Source organism: Paraclostridium sordellii (assembly GCF_000953675.1).
Classification (GTDB): Bacteria; Bacillota; Clostridia; order Peptostreptococcales; family Peptostreptococcaceae; genus Paraclostridium; species Paraclostridium sordellii.
The window spans coordinates 909,732-928,848 of the sequence record NZ_LN679998.1 but is presented as its reverse complement, the minus strand read 5'-3'; the positions used below and the strand labels follow the sequence as shown (position 1 = coordinate 928,848).

Genomic DNA, 19,117 nt, shown 5'->3' with positions numbered 1-19,117 from the left:
AATGTCAATAACTTTTTTGTGATATATTAAATGTCTGACATTTCTAATTCCACCATTCTTTTTATATCTTCAATTTTACATGGATTATAATCTGGAATATTGTTTTCTAAATTAATAGGTATATAAATTCTAAAGATAGACCCTTCTCCAACTTCACTTTCTACCTCTATTTTCCCACCATGCATTTGTACAATTTCTTTTATTATGCTTAGACCTATTCCACTTCCTTCACTACTTCTTGTATATAGATTTTCAATCTGATAAAAACTATGAAAAATTTCGCTTAATTTCTCTTTAGGTATTCCAACTCCACTATCCACAACTTCAATAACTATATTATCTAGATTTTTCCATATAAATAAATTTATATTTCCATTTTTAGGCGTAAACTTTATAGAATTTGATAACAAATTTAAAACAACTCTCCTAATTTGTTCTATATCTACTGCTGTTTTTATTTCTTCACAAACAGTATCAAAAGTCATATAAATATTTTTTCTATTAGCAACTTCAACACTTATATCAAAAACATCCTCTACTATACTTACAATATTACAAGTTTCTAAATTTAGTTTAAGCATACCTGACTCAGCCTTTGTCATATCTATTATATTATTTGATATTTTTAATAATCTATATGAGTTTAAATTTATACTTTCCAATTTATTTAATAGATAATTTTTATCTAAATTATCTTTTTGAACACTACATTCTAATACTTTACTAATTCCTAATATAACATTTATAGGGGTTCTAAGTTCATGACTTAAATTTACTATAAAGTCTGACTTCAATTTTTCTCGCTCTTTTGCTATCTTAATTTCTTCTTTTTCTTCTTGTTTTCTCTTTCTGTTTTTAGATAAAAACTTTACTCCTATTATGCCAATAGTAATAAATATAATTAAAATCACTAATATTGCATTTTTACACCAAGTAGGTATTAAAAATTCATATACTTTTTTATTTATTATATTAACATCTTTTCCAACATTTAATGGATTTATATTATATTCATATATACTGTTATAATCCACAAATCCATTTGCTCTTGGCTCTACAGTATTTTCTATATCTCTAATATTTATACCTTTTTTTAAACTAGCTATCATGCTACAGATTATTTTTGCATGTTCTCCACCTATATCCATATATCCACCAACTATACCTGCATGCATATAACTTGGGTCGTTTGAGTATATAGGTCTTTTTGTATATTTTCTAATTTCTTTTATAGCATCTTTAGGCTCTATATATTTTTTAGAGTTTTTGTATTGAAATTCTCCTGCAATAATATTTACAGTTTCATTGTTATCCTCTAAATTTTTTAATTTATTATATATGTCTTGTATATAATTACTTTTTATATAATTTACTTTCATTTCATCTTTTAGATATGTATCTATCAAGTTATCAATTTCAGCTTTTACGGATTCTCCATATCTTGAATCCTCTATTATTAAATTTATATTTTTAACATTAGGACTTAACTCCATGATCATGTTCATTAAACTTAAACTATCGTCTCCATGATAAATCCCAGCCATATATTCTTTTTCTTCTTTATTCCCACTTTCTTTATAGTCTACTCCACTAAATAATAGAGGAATTTTATAAAAGTTACTTTCTTCATCTACTACATCTTTATAGAAAACCTCATAAGCTTCATCATTTACAGTATATATAGCATCAATACTTCCTTTTGGGTATTTTTCTTTTAACATTTTCTTTAATGAATCTATATATTTATCATTATAATTATTTCTAAAATCTAAATATTCTATTTTAAAATTTATCCCACAATCACTATTTTCCTCTATATATTCATCTAATCCCTTTAAAATGCTTGACTCCCATTTATAGCCTTGATGATAAGAATTTAAAACTAAAACATTAAAACCTTTATTTGTATCATTATGTGAATATACCTTACCTCTTTTTCCATTAAGAGTTGTGGCTATAGTAAGTAAAATAACAAAAAATAATATATATATTATGCCCCTAATCTTTTTATGCATTAACCAATCTCCCCATAATTTAAATGTATTTTCTAATATATAATATAATTCTACATAAAATATATTTTTACCTTTATATATATCGTACTTTTTTCCAAATTACTTAATTTTTTGTATAATTTTTTTCAAATTCACCAAATATTTTAAAACATAATATATTTGATATTTATGTAAAAAGGTTCAAATTTTGCTAAAATCAGTTGATTATAGTTTTATTATGTATTTTATTAATAAAATTTATCTATCAGTCAATAAAATTACAGATAAAAAAAGAAGGTTAATTTTAACCCCCTTTTTTATTTCTACTATTTATAAAAAAACTATATCTATACTATGTTATTTCTTTTATTAATCTTTTTATCTTTTTTCATACTCTTTAAAAGAGCTATTATAGCTGATAATGCAAATATAAACAATAAACCTGTTACTAAAGTTTTAGTAGTTCCAGTTAATACTCCTCCTATATAAGAGTATATAATTGTTGCTGGTAATTGTCCTATTCCAGTTGCTATAAAGAATGCAGAAAATTTCATTGATGTTAGTCCTGCAGCATAACTAACTATATCAAAAGATATAAATGGTAAAAGCCTTGCAATTAAAATTGCATAATTACCATACTTTCCAAAAAATTTATCAACTTTATTTAAACCTTCATTAGATGTAAGCTTTATAACAACATCTCTACCTAAAAATCTAGCTATATAAAAACAAAGTGTAGCTCCTATCATAGAACTTGTCCATGACAGTATAGCTCCATTTATCCAACCAAATAATCCAGCATTTGCAAAAGTAATAATAAAAGCTGGTATTGGTGCTATAACAGATTGAAGTATCATAAGTATAAAAGATACTGTTGGTGCCCACATTCCAAAACTTAATATATATTTTTTTAACATATCAACATCTAAATTATTTAATATAGATACAGCTTGATTTACATTTTCTTTTATAGATGGAATAAAAAAGTATAAACTTATAACTGCTATTACTATAATAACTTTAATTAAATTTCTCTTAGTGGATTTATTCACTTTTTCCTCCTAATTTACTAATTTTTAAGAATTTTATACATATTTTACTATTCAATTTTACTACATATAACTTTTTTCTTAAAATAGTTTATATCTATATTAATTATAGTTATTATAGTTTTTTTCTATAAAAGGTTAAGGTGTGAATTAAAATAACCCACACCTTAACCTTTTATCTCTCATCATATATAAAATTATCTATTAATCTAGTCTTTCCTATAAATACAGCTACAGCAACCAATACTTCATGTTCTATTATATTTATATCTTCCAAACGATTGATGTCAACTATATTAATATAATCAATTTTAGCCAATGGCTCTAAATTAATCTTATTTTTTATAAAATTTATTATATTCTCAGAATTTCTTTCCCCTTCAATTATTAGCTTCTTGGCTTCATTTAATGTTTTATTTATTATAGTAGCGGCTTTTCGTTCTTCTATTGTTAAATATGTATTTCTTGAGCTTTTTGCAAGCCCATCTTTCTCCCTGATTATAGGACATCCTATAATTTCAATATCCATATTTAAGTCTCTTACCATTTTTTTTATAACAGCAAGTTGTTGAGCATCTTTTTGTCCAAAGTAAGCCCTATCAGGGTTTACTATATTAAATAATTTATTAACTACAGTACAAACGCCCTTAAAATGAGTAGGTCTACTTTTTCCACAAAGCCCTTTTGTTAAGTTTCCTACCTCAATAAAAGTTGAAAAATCTTCGTTATACATTGTTTTAGCTTCTGGGTTAAATACTATATCAACACCTAGTTTTTCACATATATCAATATCTTTTTTTATATCGGTTGGATAATTTGATAAGTCTTCATTTACTCCAAATTGGATTGGATTTACAAATACACTTACAACTACTTTATCATTTTCTATACAAGCCTTTTTTATAAGGCTTTCATGCCCTTCATGTAAATATCCCATAGTAGGTACAAATCCTATACTTAACTCATCTTTTTTATATTTCTTAATACGTTTTTTTATGTTATCTATATCATGTATAATATTCATTTCTTATATTCTCCTAGTACAATTTTTCAATTATCTCATCATTTATATTAAAACTATGTTTTTGAGATGGAAAATACCCATTTTCTACTTCATCTATATATGTTTCAAAAGCACTTTTCATTTTATCTCCTAATGATTCATATTTTTTAACAAACTTTGGTGTAAAGTCACTAAACATACCCAGCATGTCTTGATATACTAATATTTGACCATCACAATCAACTCCTGCCCCAATACCTATAGTTGGAATACTTAACTTTTCAGTTACTATCTTAGCTAGTTTTGATGGTACCCCTTCTAACACAACCGAGAAAGCTCCTGCTTTTTCAACAGCTACTGAATCTTCTATAAGTTTTTTTGCCGCCACTTCATCTTTTCCTTGGACCTTAAACCCTCCAAATGCATTAACTGACTGTGGAGTTAATCCTACATGTCCCATAACAGGTATAGATGCTTTAACAATAGCTTGGATTTGTTCAAATACTTCTACTCCACCTTCTAGCTTTATAGCTTGAGCTCTTCCTTCTTTTATTAGTCTTCCTGCATTATATACAGCATCATAAACAGATGTTTGATAAGACATGAAAGGCATATCTGCTACTATTAAAGAATTTTTTGCACCTTTAGCTACAGCTTTTGTATGATGAATCATATCTTCCATAGTAACAGATAATGTATCTTCATACCCTAGACACACCATTCCTAATGAATCCCCAACTAAAATTCCATTTATCCCACAACTATCTATTAACTTAGCTGTTGAATAATCATAAGCTGTAAGCATTGTTAGTTTTTGTTTGTTTTTCTTAGAATCTTTAAAAGTTATAGTAGTATTTTTCATTTTTATTCCCCCAGAAATTCTTCAATTTTTGAATAATCTTTATCTAAATTTTTTAATTTTACTATTTTAAGCAAATTTTTAGATAATATTTTATATAATTCTTTTTCATCATTATTCAATACATCACAATGATTTTTTATGGTAATTAAATCTCCTCTTTCTACAGGCCCAGTTATGCTTTTAATAATTCCTTTATTTTTAATATTTGCTACATTAAACTCTATAAGTGGATATAAAGCTTTTATAGCTTCTTCTTCTTTAAACCCACAACTTTTAAGATTTATTATACTGTTATTTATAAGTGGAATTATTAAGTTACTTACATTTACACATGCCTGATGATATAAAATTTTATGTTTCTCTTCCATAATAAAAACTTCATTTCCCATAGATATAAACATATCTTTTAAAGTTTTTATATGTTTTTCATGACCTTCAATAGTTATACAAGCCTTAGAAAGATTTTTATAAGAATTATATTTATCCGAAATTGCTAAAATTGGGTGAATAGAATAACCGTATGCACCATACTTGGTTATATCCGAAAAGATATTTGAAGATATTGCGCCACTTAAATGGCATATTATTTTGTTATTAATAGGAAAGCTAATTAGATTCTCCCAAACCTCTTTAATTTTAGAGTCAGGAGTAGTGATTAGTATCATATCACTGTCTTTTGTTAATTCTTCTAATTCAATGTATTGTTTGGTTTTTGTAAAAGTTGAAGCTTCTTTTGAAGAATGCCCACTACTGCTATAATACCCAACTACATTTTTATTGTTTTCTTTTAAATACTTACCTAGGGAAAATCCTACTTTTCCCGCTCCAATAAATCCAATTTTTATAGTTACCACCTCCTATAGAGTGTGATACTAACTAGTCTCATTCTAAAAGATATGAGCTATCCTAATAATAAAATAAAAAAATCATATTTTGGTGCAGTTTAATTAAAATACCACCCAAAATTAAATTTACACGTTAAGGAATACGTTGTCAACATTTTTAATCTATAAAAATAAAAAATCCATATAATAGATTTTAATTTAAAATTTATTATATAGACTTTTTATTTCATTTTACATATCTTGTAATTCTTCTTTTAAATTACGTTCATTTAATTCTGCTCTTAATTTAGCTGGATTTGTTTCTTCTTCAAATTCAAAGTTTCTATGCTCTCTATCTAATATTTCTTGACCTAATTGTTCTCTATCTTTCTCTTCTTCATCTTTTTTAATTGCTTCATATTCTTTTTCTTTTAAATTGTTGTTCATATTAATCTCTCCAATCAGTATATTTATATTTATAATATACCCCCTATTTAGGTATTAAATCTAAAATTTTAATTAGATTTTCTGTCATATATATCATAGGAACCTCTATAACATATACCTTCTATATTTGTTTTTTTCATAAAAATATTATTAATTGGTTTAAAAAGCTCAACTCTAGTTTTTGTTAAGCAGGAATTCACCTGTGCGATTATTTTTTTATTATCTTTGTAAACAATATGTTCTGGAGCAAATTCAAAACTTATACAAAGGTAATAAAATATAAATTTAGAAGAATTTTATATTTTTACTAATTTTCATAAAAACAATTGGTAATAAGATAAGCATTGCCCCACTTATTAAATATCCTCTATCAGAAAAGTGTAATATATTAGCAGTTAATATTATAACGAAAGATAATAATATAGGCATAAAGCTAATTTTTCTAATCATCTTACTTTCTTTTTCATAGTACTCTTTAGTTTTAGTCAAATATTCTAATTTTCCTTTTACAAATCTTACATGTCTGTACTTATTATTCTGTTTATGTATATTTGTAATTAAATATACTATCATCCCCGTTAAAAATATTAATATATCATTCACTGCTAAATCTCCTTAATCAATAAAATTTAATTTTGTTTTTTATAAATTTTTAGTTTTCACTTTTTTACCTTTTATAAAGTCGAATATAAATCTAACTATTAAACCTATAATTCCTATGAAAAATAATAGGTATGCAGTTGGTATTAAGAAAAATGGCTCTGATAAAGTTCCATCCTCTAAAACCTTACTCCCTATAATACTAAAAGATCCTAAACACCCGATTCCTAATATAAATGGTATTAAATTTATTATATATTTTTTCATTTTTTAGCCTCCATATATTTTTTATTTGTTTTTATTATATCTACACTTTTTCGTTAAGTCAATATATTTTTATCGAAAAACAATAATTAATTATTATTTATTTTATATCCTATGTCGTTATATTTTAAAACAAATAAAAAATAGCTAAAAGTAAAATTACTTTTAGCTATTTTTCATTTATTTATTTACACATTACTCTATATATTGCTCGGCCTCTAAATTGTCTGTTTACTTGCTTTACTTTTGATTGAGAATTATAGCTTTCTCTAAATATTTATAGATTTTATCATGTGTTTTATAATATCCATTTAATTCTTGTTCATTTAAATCATATTTTGGTTGTCTATAGTATTTATTAAATATATGAGTTAATTCATTATCTCCTTTATCTATAAGTATTTGTTGCTTATTTGCTAACCTATAATTCTAATTGTAGTATTATATATCATTACCACCCATATGTAATTGGCATCATAACATCAAGTATAGCTAGATTTATGTTTTCTCAAATACATTTATGGCCTCTTTTCAATCTTTTACCTTATATATATTAAGCTTCTTTGTTTATTCTTAATAATATCTTTGAAACAATAAATAAAACTGGTAACTCTATTAACGGTCCTATTATAAGTGCTAAAGATATTAATGGTTTATTAGGAAATGTAGCTACTGCTATTGCAAGTGCTATTGGTGAATTTCTTGCTAAAGTAGTAAAATTTAAAGCCACATTATCTTCTTTACTAAGTTCTAATTTTCTTCCAATTATTTGTCCCACAATTAAATTTATAATAAAAAATAATAATACTGGCAAAAGTAATAATAAAAGAACCTGTGGATTTCTAAGCAATACTTTACCTTGTGATGCAAACATTGCTACTATTGCTATATTTAAAAAGTACCCTTGATAGTCACAAGATTTCGGAACTATTTTGTCTTCAAGATAATTTAATCCCTTATTTTTTATAGTAAAGTTTCTATAAAGTAAAGAAGCTATAAGCGGAATAACTAAACTAAATAAAACTCCTTGTAAAAGATTCATCGCATCTAATTCAACACTAGTCCCGCCTATTAAAAATACATATACAGGAAGTAATAACAACTGAAGAATTAAGTTTAAAGGTAGTATAGATGTCCCCAAAGCAACATTACCTTTTGCTATACCCGTAAAAATTAAATACCAGTCTGTACAAGGTGTTACCATAAGCATAATAAATCCTATTAATAGTTCTGGATTATTTCCCAAGAAAATTTTGCCTAAGATAGCTATAAGTATCGGCGTCCATATAAAATTTATAAATATGGCACTTAAAGTAAATTTTTTATTCTTAAAAGATTTAGCTATATCCTTTATAGGTATTTGTATAAAAACTAAAAATAACATAATCATTAATGCTGGCATTATTATATACTCTGAGTAAACCTGTATAAAGCTTATTTGGCCTATCATTATTCCAGTCAAAACCATACCTAATATTACAAAACTTTGAAATTTATTTATATTTTCCATATATACCTCCATATCACATTATAAAGTATACCATAGTCGATATATATTATCATTTAATTTTTCATTTAACTTGAAAATAAATATCATTTTAGAAAAATAGTAAATTCATTAGTTTTGTATTTTAATTGAGAATAAAATAAAGTATTCATTCAATATTATTATATAAGCTACTGTAAAATGTTTGATAATTTTTATTTTAATTAATATGTTATTTTAGATTTTTTTAGAGTTAATAATTTTTTTTATAAAATAAGCAACTAATACTATTAATATAAAAATCAAAATAACTGCAGAATATTTTTTTATTAAAATACCTATTAAATTTAAATTATCTCCTATAATATATCCTAAATAAATTAATGTTAAATTCCATATGCCAATTCCTATAGATGAAAATATTATAAATGAAAATATATTCATTTTACCAACTCCTGCAACTATAGATATAATAGTTCTAGCAACAGGTACTATTCTTGCAATTAAAACTGATGCTTTATCGTATTTTGTTATAAATCTATAAGACTCATTTATTGATTTTTTAGTAGTTGGAAATTTTTTTATAATTTTATCTAATAATGGTTTCCCAAATTTAATACCGATATAATAGTTTAGTAAACATCCAACTAAGCCTCCTAGTATACTTATAATTAGAACAAATATAAAGTTCATATTATATTTAGTCGCAAGTATTCCAACCATAGGCAAAATAACTTCGCTAGGTAAAGGTATATTTGAGTATTCTAAAGCCACAATAATAAATATACTTATTAATCCATAATTTATAATAAAGTATTCTATCATAACACGTAAATTCATTTAACTTTCCCCCATAATTTAAAAAATAATTTAAAACTAAATTAAAAAACATCTCAAAAGTAATTAATAACCATATAATTATTAATTACCTTTAAGATGTTTATTCTAATCAATAAATTTCATAATAAAAAAAGAGACTAATTAGTCTCTTTTCATTATCCTAATATTTGTATCTCTATATTTTGTCTACCAAAATTATTACAATCAGCTTCATTATTCATGAATATATCTATTTTATTACCTTTTATAGCTCCTCCACAGTCTTCTGCTGTAAATACCATATCAAGCTTAGGTATATAAACCCTAGTTCCATAAGGTATTACTGAAGGGTCTACTGCTATTGTTCCCCATTTTGGAGTTGTTCCTGTTGATGTTACAGAATGTCCTGAATATGCACTAGCATTTACAGTCATTAATCTTCCTGTTTTATTGTTAGAAGTTGACTCTTCTTTAGTATTATTTTCTACTTCATTTTTATCAACTACATTATTGTTTGTTTTTTCTTCACTTTTAACTGGTTGAGTTTTTTCTTCAACTACATTATTTTGGTTATTATTTGCAGAGTTTTGATTAGTTTCTGCATTAGCTACCAAAGATTCAGTTTGTTGCTCTTTTTGTTGCTCTTTATTTTTTTGAGTTGGAACTACAGCTGCTTCTACTACAGGTTTAGCTTCTTGCTTTGTTGAATCAGCTTGGTCATCTTGACTCTTATTATTTTGAGCTTTAGATTGACTTTCTTTTAATACATAGTCTCCACTAACCCATCCTGTTGTATTATCATCTAGTTGTACTTTATACCAGTTATTATTTTCTTCTAATATTTCTATTGTTTTACCATTTTCTAATGATCCTATTTTATCATTTTCTATAGATGGTCCTTTTCTTACATTTAATATATCAGCAGTTACTGATCCTTTTTCTTTAGTAGTATAATCAGCACTTACCCATCCTTCTTCACCATTTGCAAGTTTTACTTTATTCCATCCGTTGTTAGATTCTAATATTTCAACAACCATTCCTCTATCTAATGATCCTATCTTTTCATTATCTGTTGATGGCCCTTTTCTTACATTTAACTTATCAACTTTTACTACTTCCTTTTCTGCTGCATATATATTATTTGTTGATGCGTATAATCCTCCAACTACTAATCCTAACGTTAAAACTAATGATCCTTTTACTCTTTTATTCATACTCATATAGCTTCCTCCCTTTGTTTAAATAAAAATTGTATATAATTGACTAATCAGTCCTGAAATTTTCTTGTTTTAATATAAAGTTTTGTTACTTTTTCGTAACTTTTTTTAAGTTGTTATTAATGTTAATACAATTTTTTATATTTGTAAATACCTACCACTTATAAAATGGTAAAAAGTTACAAAACAGTTACAATCTTTACTTCAATTAAATCGTTGGAATTTCAATATGTTGGTAATTTAACTGTACTATGCAAATTTTTCCAAAAAATTTTTTTTATTTTTTGTTTTTAATATAGGTTTTATAATGTATTTTATATTTTTTATTCACTATTAAAATTGTTTTTATTAAGATATTTTCGTTTGATTGTAACTTTTTATAGTATTATTAAAGTTGTCTATTATTTTTAAATTTATAGTATTTATTTTATATAAATATATTTGTAACAATGTTAATATAACTATAAATTTCAAGCTTAAATTTAATATCGTTTATCTTTTGTCATACTTAGCTAATATTTTTCTTTAATCCCTTTAAAATACTTGATTACAAGCATTTTTATCTTCTATTTTTTAATTTTTTCTTCTATAATAAATATCTATCTAATAATTCCTATAATTTACTACATTTTCATAATTTAATTTAAACAAAAAATAAGCCAAGATAGTCTTTTATCTATCTTGGCTTAAAATATTATCCTAATATTTGTATTTCTATATTTTGTCTTCCGAAAGTATTACACTCTGATTCACTATTCATGAATATATCTATCTTATTGCCTTTTATAGCACTTCCACAATCTTCTGCTATGAATACCATATCAAACTTAGGTATATAAACTCTAGTTCCATAAGGTATTACTGAAGGATCTACTGCTATTGTTCCCCATTTTGGAGTTGTTCCTGTTGATGTTATAGAGTGGCCTGAATATGCACTTGCATTTACAGTCATTAATCTTCCGTTTTTATTACTGCTTGATGTATTTGTTTCTTCTTTAACTGGTTCACTCTTTGAAACAGTATTTGAACTTTCATTTGTAGTAGTATTTGATACTACAGCTTCACTTTTTTCTTCCTTAACAGTTGATTGAGCTTTTTCAGATTTAGCCATTTCAGCTTGCTCTTTAGCTTGAGTTTCTGTTATAACATACTCAGCACTTACCCATCCAGTTTTGTTATCTTCTAATTTTATTTTATACCAATTATCATTATCTTCTAATATTTCGATAACTGCTCCATTTTCTAATGATCCTATTTTGTCTTCTTTAGCAGAAGGACCTTTTCTTATATTTAATTCATTTACTTTAACTGTAGCTTTTTCTTTAGTTGTGTATTCTCCGCTTACCCAACCTTCTTTGTTATCTGAAGTCTTTATCTTATTCCATCCGTTACTTGTTTCTAATATTTCAACAACCATACCTCTATCTAATGATGCTATTCTATCATCATTTATAGAAGGCCCTTTTCTTACATTTAATTTCTCCGCTCTTACTACTTCCTTTTCTGCCGCATAGATATTACCTGCTGAAGTGTATAACCCTCCAACTACTAATCCTAATGTTAATACTAATGATTTCTTTGTCCTCTTATTCAAACTCATAAAACTCCTCCATTCAAATTTCTAAATTTTTAATATATATTACTAGACTCTCTCGTCTTATTTAATTGGCTTTTTAATTTTAAGCTTTTGTTACCTTTTCGTAACTTTTTTAAGTTGTACATTTATGTTAATATAATTTTTCTCATTTGTAAACACCTGATACCTATGAAAAATAAAATGGGTTACAAAACAGTTACAAATTGTAATCAGTTTAATATATTGAAATTTCAATGTTTTTTCATTCTTTGTTCGTATGTGAATTTTTGATGAATTTTTTTTAAATTTTTTTTAATTTTATTACTTTTTTGTAATATTTTTAGTCATATTAACCAATAATAAGTAGTTTAAGATGTTTATTCTTATTTATATTTAATATTTATGTTAACGATTTTTATATCTCTAATATGCATAAATTAAATATAATATTTTATTTATAAGAATCTTAGTACTAATTTACTAAAAATAAAAAAGCTTGATGCAATTTAAATTACATCAAGCTTTTTTTATTTTTAATGTCTTTAATTCTGCTAATATTAATGGCTTACTGTAGAAATATCCTTGTATATACATTTTATTAGATACAGTATTTCTTATAATCTCCATTTGACGCTTTTCTTCAACACCTTCAACCACTATAGTTTTATTTTTGGTATAAGATAAATAATCAGCAGTATCTATTACAGTTCTTTTTATATCAGAATTAGTTATACCATCAATAAAATATTTATCTAGTTTTATAATATCAAATTTAAATCTCTCTAATATAGCAATATTAGAATATTCTACACCTAGATCATCTAAAGCTATTAAAAAGCCAGCTTCTCTTAACTTATCAATGTTATTTTTCACTCTAATTTGACTTTGGTAATATGTGTCTTCAGTTATCTCAATACATATAGATTTTTCCTCAATTCCAGAGTTTTTTAATTTCTCTATTAAATTAACTATAATATATTCATTTTCAATTTCTTTTAAAGAAATATTCATAGATATATAAAATCCACCTATTACATCCTTAATTTTGCTTATTTCTTTATAATCTTCTACTATCTTATTTAAAATCCATAAGGAAACTTCTCCTAGCATATTAGACTTTTCCATATCTTTTATAATATTATCTGGCATAAAAATTTTATTTTTTAATTTTAATCTAATTAAAGCTTCAAATCCTACAATTTTATTATTTTTAGGATTTACAATAGGTTGATAGTTTAATATATATTTATCTTCAATTAAATATTTTCTTATTTTACTCTTATTCAGCATATTGACAATGCGTGGATATATATTAAATAAGAATAAAATAGTAATTAATATAATAATTAATATTGATAATATTAAATTTCTTACTTTTATATTTTTATTTTCTTTATTAGCTATTCCTTCTTTGTATTTATAAATTGCATTTTTATAATAACTTTTAGCAAAACTCTTATTTACTATATCCTTAAATTCAACAAGCTTCCTTCCATATTCTTTCTGAGAATCCAAATCTCCACTAGCACTATAAATGTTATATAAGCTTTTAAGTGATTTTTCTATACATTCTCCATTTTGAGTATCCTTAGCTAACTTTAAAGCTCTTTTAAAGCTTTCTTCTGCTTTGCTAAATTTATGTTCTTTAAACTCTAACCCACCTAAAGCTAGATAATATTCCGTATCTTTATCTATATAAAATACCACTTTATCTTCATCCAATATACCCTTAGCTTTCTCTATATATTTTCTAGCTTCTTTTAAATTATTATTTTCTATATATATTTGAGACTTTATAATGTATTTTAAAGCTCTTACATCATCTAATTTTTCTGAAATAACATGCTCTTCATATTTATCAATTTTATTTATATATTCATTAGCCTTAGTATAATTTTTTAATATAATTTCTATTTCTGCTAAATTTATATATTTGTATATTTCTAATTCTGCTTGTTCCTTTTGATTTTTTATCTTTTGATTATTACAAGAAGAAATAATTTCACTTGCTGTGCCATATTCACCTAACTGTCTAACAACCACTCCTAAATCGATAGTAGCTCTATTTAGTTCAAAATATCTATCCATATCTGACGCTTGAACTATAAGCTCCAAATTATTTTCTATTGCATATACATATCGGTAAGTTAATATATTTAGATTTGATAGCCTTTTGTAAAGATGCAATTTAGATTCTTTATTTAATAAATTTTCATGTTCTTTAATTTTATTATAACTATTTAATGCCAATTCTCTTCCTTCTTTAGTAGTTAAAATAGGTCTAAACATATTCCAAATAACAACTTTGTAATTTATATAATCTTTTGGATTAATTAGTTCAAATCCACTTTTAGCATCTTCCATAGCTTTTTTTATATTGCTATTTTTCATATTATAATCACTCATAAATCCATAACTGTATAGTAATGCAAACTTGGATGTATATCTATCTCTTTTATTTAAAACTTCTTTAAAATGAGTTTTTGCTTCTTCATAATTATTATAAATATTTAAATCTGTATATCCTAAAATAAATTCTTTATTTGAAATATTATTAATATCACTTAATTTTGATTTATAATTTTCTTTAAAACTTTCACTTAAATCCTCTTGATTCTCATAGCTTCTTTGTATCTCAATGATTAAGAAATTTCCTGTTCTACTTTTAACAAGAAAAATCATAGAAACCGTTATCAATAAAATTACTACTATATATGTAAATATCTTCTTTATTATAATCACATCCCATACAGAAATTATATCCTTAAATTGATTTTATAGTCTAATTATTATAGTGTCAATCATATAGGTAAAATATTGTAAGTTTTTGTAGATTCAAATAAAAATAGGACTACTATATAGTAGTCCTATTTTTATTTGAATTATAATATGAAAAATCCAGCAGCAATTATCAGATATACAGAGAGTAATTGTACCCCTTCAAGCCAATTTGATTCTCCATCACTAGCAACTCTATTTACAATAAGTACAGATACTATTAAAGATACTAACTCAAACTGATTAAATACTATACTCATTGGTGTAAATAATAAGCTTAAAAATATTAAAACTGGAGCTACAAATAATATTATTTGTAAACTTGATCCAACTGCAATTTCTACAGATACATCCATTTTATTTTTCATGGCCATTACAATCGCAGTAGAATGTTCCGCTGCATTTCCTATAATTGGAATTAATATTATACCTACAAAAAATTCGCTAAGTCCTAGTGTTGAAGTTATTGAGTCTACTCCACTAACTAAAAATTCACTTTCAATTGCTATTAGTATAGTAGCAATTGCTAAAATAATTATAGATTTTTTTAGACTCCATTTAGCACTTCCTTTTTCTTCATGGTCTATAGAGTATATATCTTTATGAGTAAAAAAAGAAAATACTAAACTTAATATGTATATAGCAAACATGATTATAGCTACCACTATACTTAATCCTTCATATCTAGTATTAAGTAATTTTGGATCAATAGTGTGAGTGAATATAGCTGGTATACAAAGCCCTATTACGGCAAGCAATAGCATACTTGAAGAAACCTCTATAACTTTTTTATTAAAAGTTTGATTTTTATGTTTTAATCCTCCAAATAACATACTTGCTCCAAGAACAAGTAATATATTACCTATAACCGAACCTGCAATAGAAGCCTTTACAACATCAAACAATCCTACTTTAAGAGCAAAGAAAGATATTATAAGTTCTGTTGCATTTCCAAATGTGGCATTTAAAAAGCCTCCAATTTTGGGACCAGTGTAAAAAGAGATTTCTTCTGTTGCCGCTCCCATAAGCCCTGCTAATGGTATTATTGACAGAGCAGCTAAAACAAACATTACCGTCGGTGGCAAGTGCATAAATTCTCCTATTATACTTATAGGAATAAAAATCAATAAATATTTTAAAATTTTCATTTTCCACCTCTAAATAGTTTTATTTTAATAGTTTTATTTCTAACTTATTATATTCCTTTACTATTTTTTTGTCTATATTCCATTATATAGTATTTGTCTTTTCTCATAATATAATTCAAAAAAAATAACTACATTAATGTAGTTATTTTTTTTGAATTATATTATGTAGTTTTTTATAGTCCCCAAAATCAATAATATAGCACTCCAAAATAAAGCCGCACACATATAAGCTGAGTATCCATGTAATTTATAAATTGTTAATAATAAAATTGTGGTTATTGTGATAATACTTGCCAATACCCTTGATATAATTTTATACTTAAATACAATATTAGGTTTTAAAGGATTTTTTCTATCATTTACTGGAGCTAACATATAAATCGCCCCAAAACTTAACATAGAAAATATCATTACTAAAGATTTGTAAGTTATAATGTCATCATAACGGCTTATATAAATTGTAAATATTAACATAGCGATAAACATTGATAGACGTACTAAATAACTATTATGTTTATATCCAAAAGCAAATTTTCGTATTAAAATATAACAAATTAAAAATATAATTCCTTGAATTACCTTATTAAAAATTAAACCTATAATTACTACACTTACCAAGCTAATTATAAAATATATTAAAGAATTAATTCTACCTTTATATATTTCATATTTTTCTTCAACTACAAATCTCTTTTCAATAAAAAAAGATACTAACTTATCAGCAAGTGCCTCAACCATAGTGCCTCCCTCAAATCTTTTTTATTTTAAAATAACACCTAATATTTATTTATTCAATATGTATTGCAAAATTGGTCACTAAGTGGTCAAAATTGGCGTATTTTAATGCAAAAAAGTACCTCTTTTTATTGGTATCATTATAGTTAAAAGAAATTTCTCATCATCAAATTTTATACTTACTTCTCCATCATATTTATTAACAATATTTTTTATATTCTTAATTCCAAGTCCATGATGAAATTTATCCTTTTTATCAGTTATTATATTTCCTTTTTTGCTTAAAATTTTGTTTATCTTACTATTTTCAATATTTATGACACAAAAACTATTTACATAAGTAACCTTTATAAATATGAATTTTTTTAAAGAATTAGTTTTTATCTTTTGACAAGCTTGAATTGCATTATCTATGGCATTTGAAAATATAATACATATATCATTCATATCAACAAAATCTAACTTTGATAAATCTAAAAAACATTCAAAATTAATATTATTTTTTATACATATGGATTTTTTATCACTTAATATTATATCTACAATTTTATTTCCTGTATTAAATGAGTTATTCATACTGTTTAATTCTAAATTTATATTACCTACATATTTTTTAACTTCTTCTATAGTATCTAAATTTCCAATGCAAATCATATGATTTTTCATATCATGGTAAAGACTTCTAACTTTTTCATGATTACTTTCTACCTGCATATAATAAGTACATTCCAGACTTATTTTTTCCTTTATCAATTTATGTTCTAATTTCAATTTATTATCTTTTAAAATTTTATAAATTATAGCTATTAAAAATACACTAGATATCATTAATAAAGAAGATATAAATACAATTATATAATTATTTATTTTATTATTTGTTGATAAATCTACGGCATAACAATATACAGTTATTAAAATAACTATATTAGTACAAACTGGTATACATACATATACAAAATCCTTTTTACTGATTTCTCCCGATAATTTAAAATAGCTAAAATAAAGAACACATATAAATGCAACTGATTTAGAAATTATTATAGCTTCAATTCTATACATAGAGTAGTTCATAACAAATGAAAAATTAACTTCATTTATAAGTGCTATTACACCTGCGCTTAAAATTTCTATTCCTAATAAAATCAAGGTAAATAATAAAGGTATTATTAAACTTTTGATAAAACTTACTCTATAGTTTATTATATAAAATATAGAGCTACTTATTATAAATATACCTATTCTTATACTTATGTTTATTTTTATTATATTAAATGAAAAAAACATAAATATTATTAAAATAAAACTAATTAAATTAGTCTTAATAGAAGTTTTCCTCTCACTAACTGTATTAAATAACATATAAATAGTTATCAATTCTATCGCTAATGTGAATATATGAACTAAATCCCAAAACATATGGCTGTTTAACATATAATTGCTCCTAATATATTAGTTAATTCCTTCTTTAAACTCTGTATTCTATGTTTACTAACAGGTATTTGAGCTTTATTTATGTAAACAATGTTTTTGTCAATACATTCAATTTTATCTAAATTAACCATAAAACTATTGTGACATCTAAAAAACTTTTTCCCTTGTAATAGTTTTTCTAGTTTTCGCATACTCATTTTAACCTTATACTCATCATTTATCTTATGTATTACAAGCTCTCTTCCTTCAGTTTCCATATACAATACATCGTCTAACATTATTTTTATTAATTTATTTTTATTATTTATAATTAAAAAATTTTTAGATTTTTCTAAAATATTTAAAATACATTCATTTAAATGTCTTTCAATTATTTCATAAGTAAGCGGTTTCAATAAATATCTATAAGCTCTTACTTCATACCCTTCATATACGTATTCATTTAAAGAAGTGGTAAATAAAATTTCTACATTATTATCAAATTCCCTGATCCTTCGAGCAGTATCCATTCCTGTAAGGCCTTCCATCTGTATATCTAGAAATAGTATATCCAAATACTTTGGGTAATTTTTTATCAATTCCTCTCCTGATTTAAACTCATAAATCTCAAAAGGTAAATTTTTAGATTTAATTACTTCTTTTATATGATTTTTTAAAATTTTAATGTGTATTAAATCATCTTCACATATACCAATATGTAGACCCATTGTTTCTCCTCCCTAATCAAATTACTTATTAATATCATTATTTATTTTCACTACTTCTATTATATATAATAGAAGCTTCTAGGTAAATCGATTAATATAGTTATGCTGATATATACATTTTAGACAAAAAAAAGACTGTTTTCCGTTAACAGTCTTTTTAGGGGATATTTTTATACT

Annotated in this window: 17 protein-coding genes; all 17 read right to left on the bottom strand. The window is 24.4% G+C overall.

Annotated features, from left to right (window positions below; translation table 11 throughout):
• Window positions 1–26: 26 nt before the first annotated feature.
• Entirely contained in the window at window positions 27–2,015 is a 1,989-nt protein-coding gene (locus ATCC9714_RS04520) for a sensor histidine kinase (protein ID WP_057544583.1), read from the bottom strand.
• Between the two features lie 326 nt (window positions 2,016–2,341).
• Window positions 2,342–3,046: a TVP38/TMEM64 family protein gene (locus tag ATCC9714_RS04515; RefSeq protein WP_057544581.1), complete on the bottom strand. Its 705-nt coding sequence runs from the start codon at window positions 3,044–3,046 to the stop codon at window positions 2,342–2,344.
• A gap of 172 nt (window positions 3,047–3,218) precedes the next feature.
• Window positions 3,219–4,067 carry a pantoate--beta-alanine ligase gene (panC, locus tag ATCC9714_RS04510; protein ID WP_057544580.1) on the bottom strand — a complete coding sequence of 283 codons (849 nt, stop codon included), beginning with the start codon at window positions 4,065–4,067 and terminating at the stop codon, window positions 3,219–3,221.
• Window positions 4,068–4,080: 13 nt separating this feature from the next.
• A complete protein-coding gene (panB, locus tag ATCC9714_RS04505; protein WP_021123399.1) occupies window positions 4,081–4,908 on the bottom strand; it encodes a 3-methyl-2-oxobutanoate hydroxymethyltransferase in 828 nt (275 codons plus the stop codon).
• Between the two features lie 2 nt (window positions 4,909–4,910).
• The gene (locus ATCC9714_RS04500) at window positions 4,911–5,762 is read right to left on the bottom strand and encodes a Rossmann-like and DUF2520 domain-containing protein (protein ID WP_244465156.1); all 852 of its coding nucleotides are present in this window, start codon (window positions 5,760–5,762) and stop codon (window positions 4,911–4,913) included.
• A 222-nt stretch (window positions 5,763–5,984) separates the two neighbouring features.
• Complete coding sequence (locus ATCC9714_RS04495) at window positions 5,985–6,179, bottom strand: hypothetical protein (RefSeq protein WP_021123397.1); 195 nt, start codon at window positions 6,177–6,179, stop codon at window positions 5,985–5,987.
• Window positions 6,180–6,464: 285 nt separating this feature from the next.
• Window positions 6,465–6,782 (bottom strand): hypothetical protein, encoded by a 318-nt coding sequence (locus ATCC9714_RS04490; RefSeq protein ID WP_021123396.1) that lies wholly within the window; start codon window positions 6,780–6,782, stop codon window positions 6,465–6,467.
• A 39-nt stretch (window positions 6,783–6,821) separates the two neighbouring features.
• On the bottom strand, window positions 6,822–7,046 hold the full coding sequence (locus ATCC9714_RS04485) for a DUF3955 domain-containing protein (RefSeq protein ID WP_055329391.1): 225 nt from the start codon (window positions 7,044–7,046) through the stop codon (window positions 6,822–6,824).
• A 550-nt stretch (window positions 7,047–7,596) separates the two neighbouring features.
• Window positions 7,597–8,553: an arsenic resistance protein gene (locus ATCC9714_RS04480; protein WP_057544578.1), complete on the bottom strand. Its 957-nt coding sequence runs from the start codon at window positions 8,551–8,553 to the stop codon at window positions 7,597–7,599.
• Window positions 8,554–8,766: 213 nt separating this feature from the next.
• Window positions 8,767–9,369, bottom strand: coding sequence for a DedA family protein (locus ATCC9714_RS04475; protein WP_057544576.1), 603 nt, complete (start codon window positions 9,367–9,369; stop codon window positions 8,767–8,769).
• Window positions 9,370–9,524: 155 nt separating this feature from the next.
• Window positions 9,525–10,568, bottom strand: a complete 1,044-nt coding sequence (locus tag ATCC9714_RS04470; protein WP_057544574.1) for an SH3 domain-containing protein — start codon at window positions 10,566–10,568, stop codon at window positions 9,525–9,527.
• A gap of 691 nt (window positions 10,569–11,259) precedes the next feature.
• Entirely contained in the window at window positions 11,260–12,165 is a 906-nt protein-coding gene (locus ATCC9714_RS04465) for an SH3 domain-containing protein (protein WP_055329399.1), read from the bottom strand.
• Window positions 12,166–12,657: 492 nt separating this feature from the next.
• The gene (locus tag ATCC9714_RS04460; protein WP_057544572.1) at window positions 12,658–14,838 is read right to left on the bottom strand and encodes an EAL domain-containing protein; all 2,181 of its coding nucleotides are present in this window, start codon (window positions 14,836–14,838) and stop codon (window positions 12,658–12,660) included.
• 185 nt (window positions 14,839–15,023) lie between these two features.
• Window positions 15,024–16,067, bottom strand: coding sequence for a calcium/proton exchanger (gene cax / locus ATCC9714_RS04455; protein ID WP_057544570.1), 1,044 nt, complete (start codon window positions 16,065–16,067; stop codon window positions 15,024–15,026).
• Window positions 16,068–16,223: 156 nt separating this feature from the next.
• Entirely contained in the window at window positions 16,224–16,805 is a 582-nt protein-coding gene (locus ATCC9714_RS04450) for an accessory gene regulator B family protein (RefSeq protein ID WP_057544568.1), read from the bottom strand.
• 102 nt (window positions 16,806–16,907) lie between these two features.
• Window positions 16,908–18,233 (bottom strand): ATP-binding protein, encoded by a 1,326-nt coding sequence (locus ATCC9714_RS04445; RefSeq protein WP_057574310.1) that lies wholly within the window; start codon window positions 18,231–18,233, stop codon window positions 16,908–16,910.
• Window positions 18,227–18,940, bottom strand: a complete 714-nt coding sequence (locus ATCC9714_RS04440; protein WP_057544564.1) for a LytR/AlgR family response regulator transcription factor — start codon at window positions 18,938–18,940, stop codon at window positions 18,227–18,229. Before ATCC9714_RS04440 ends, ATCC9714_RS04445 begins: the two co-directional genes overlap by 7 nt.
• Window positions 18,941–19,117 lie beyond the last annotated feature (177 nt).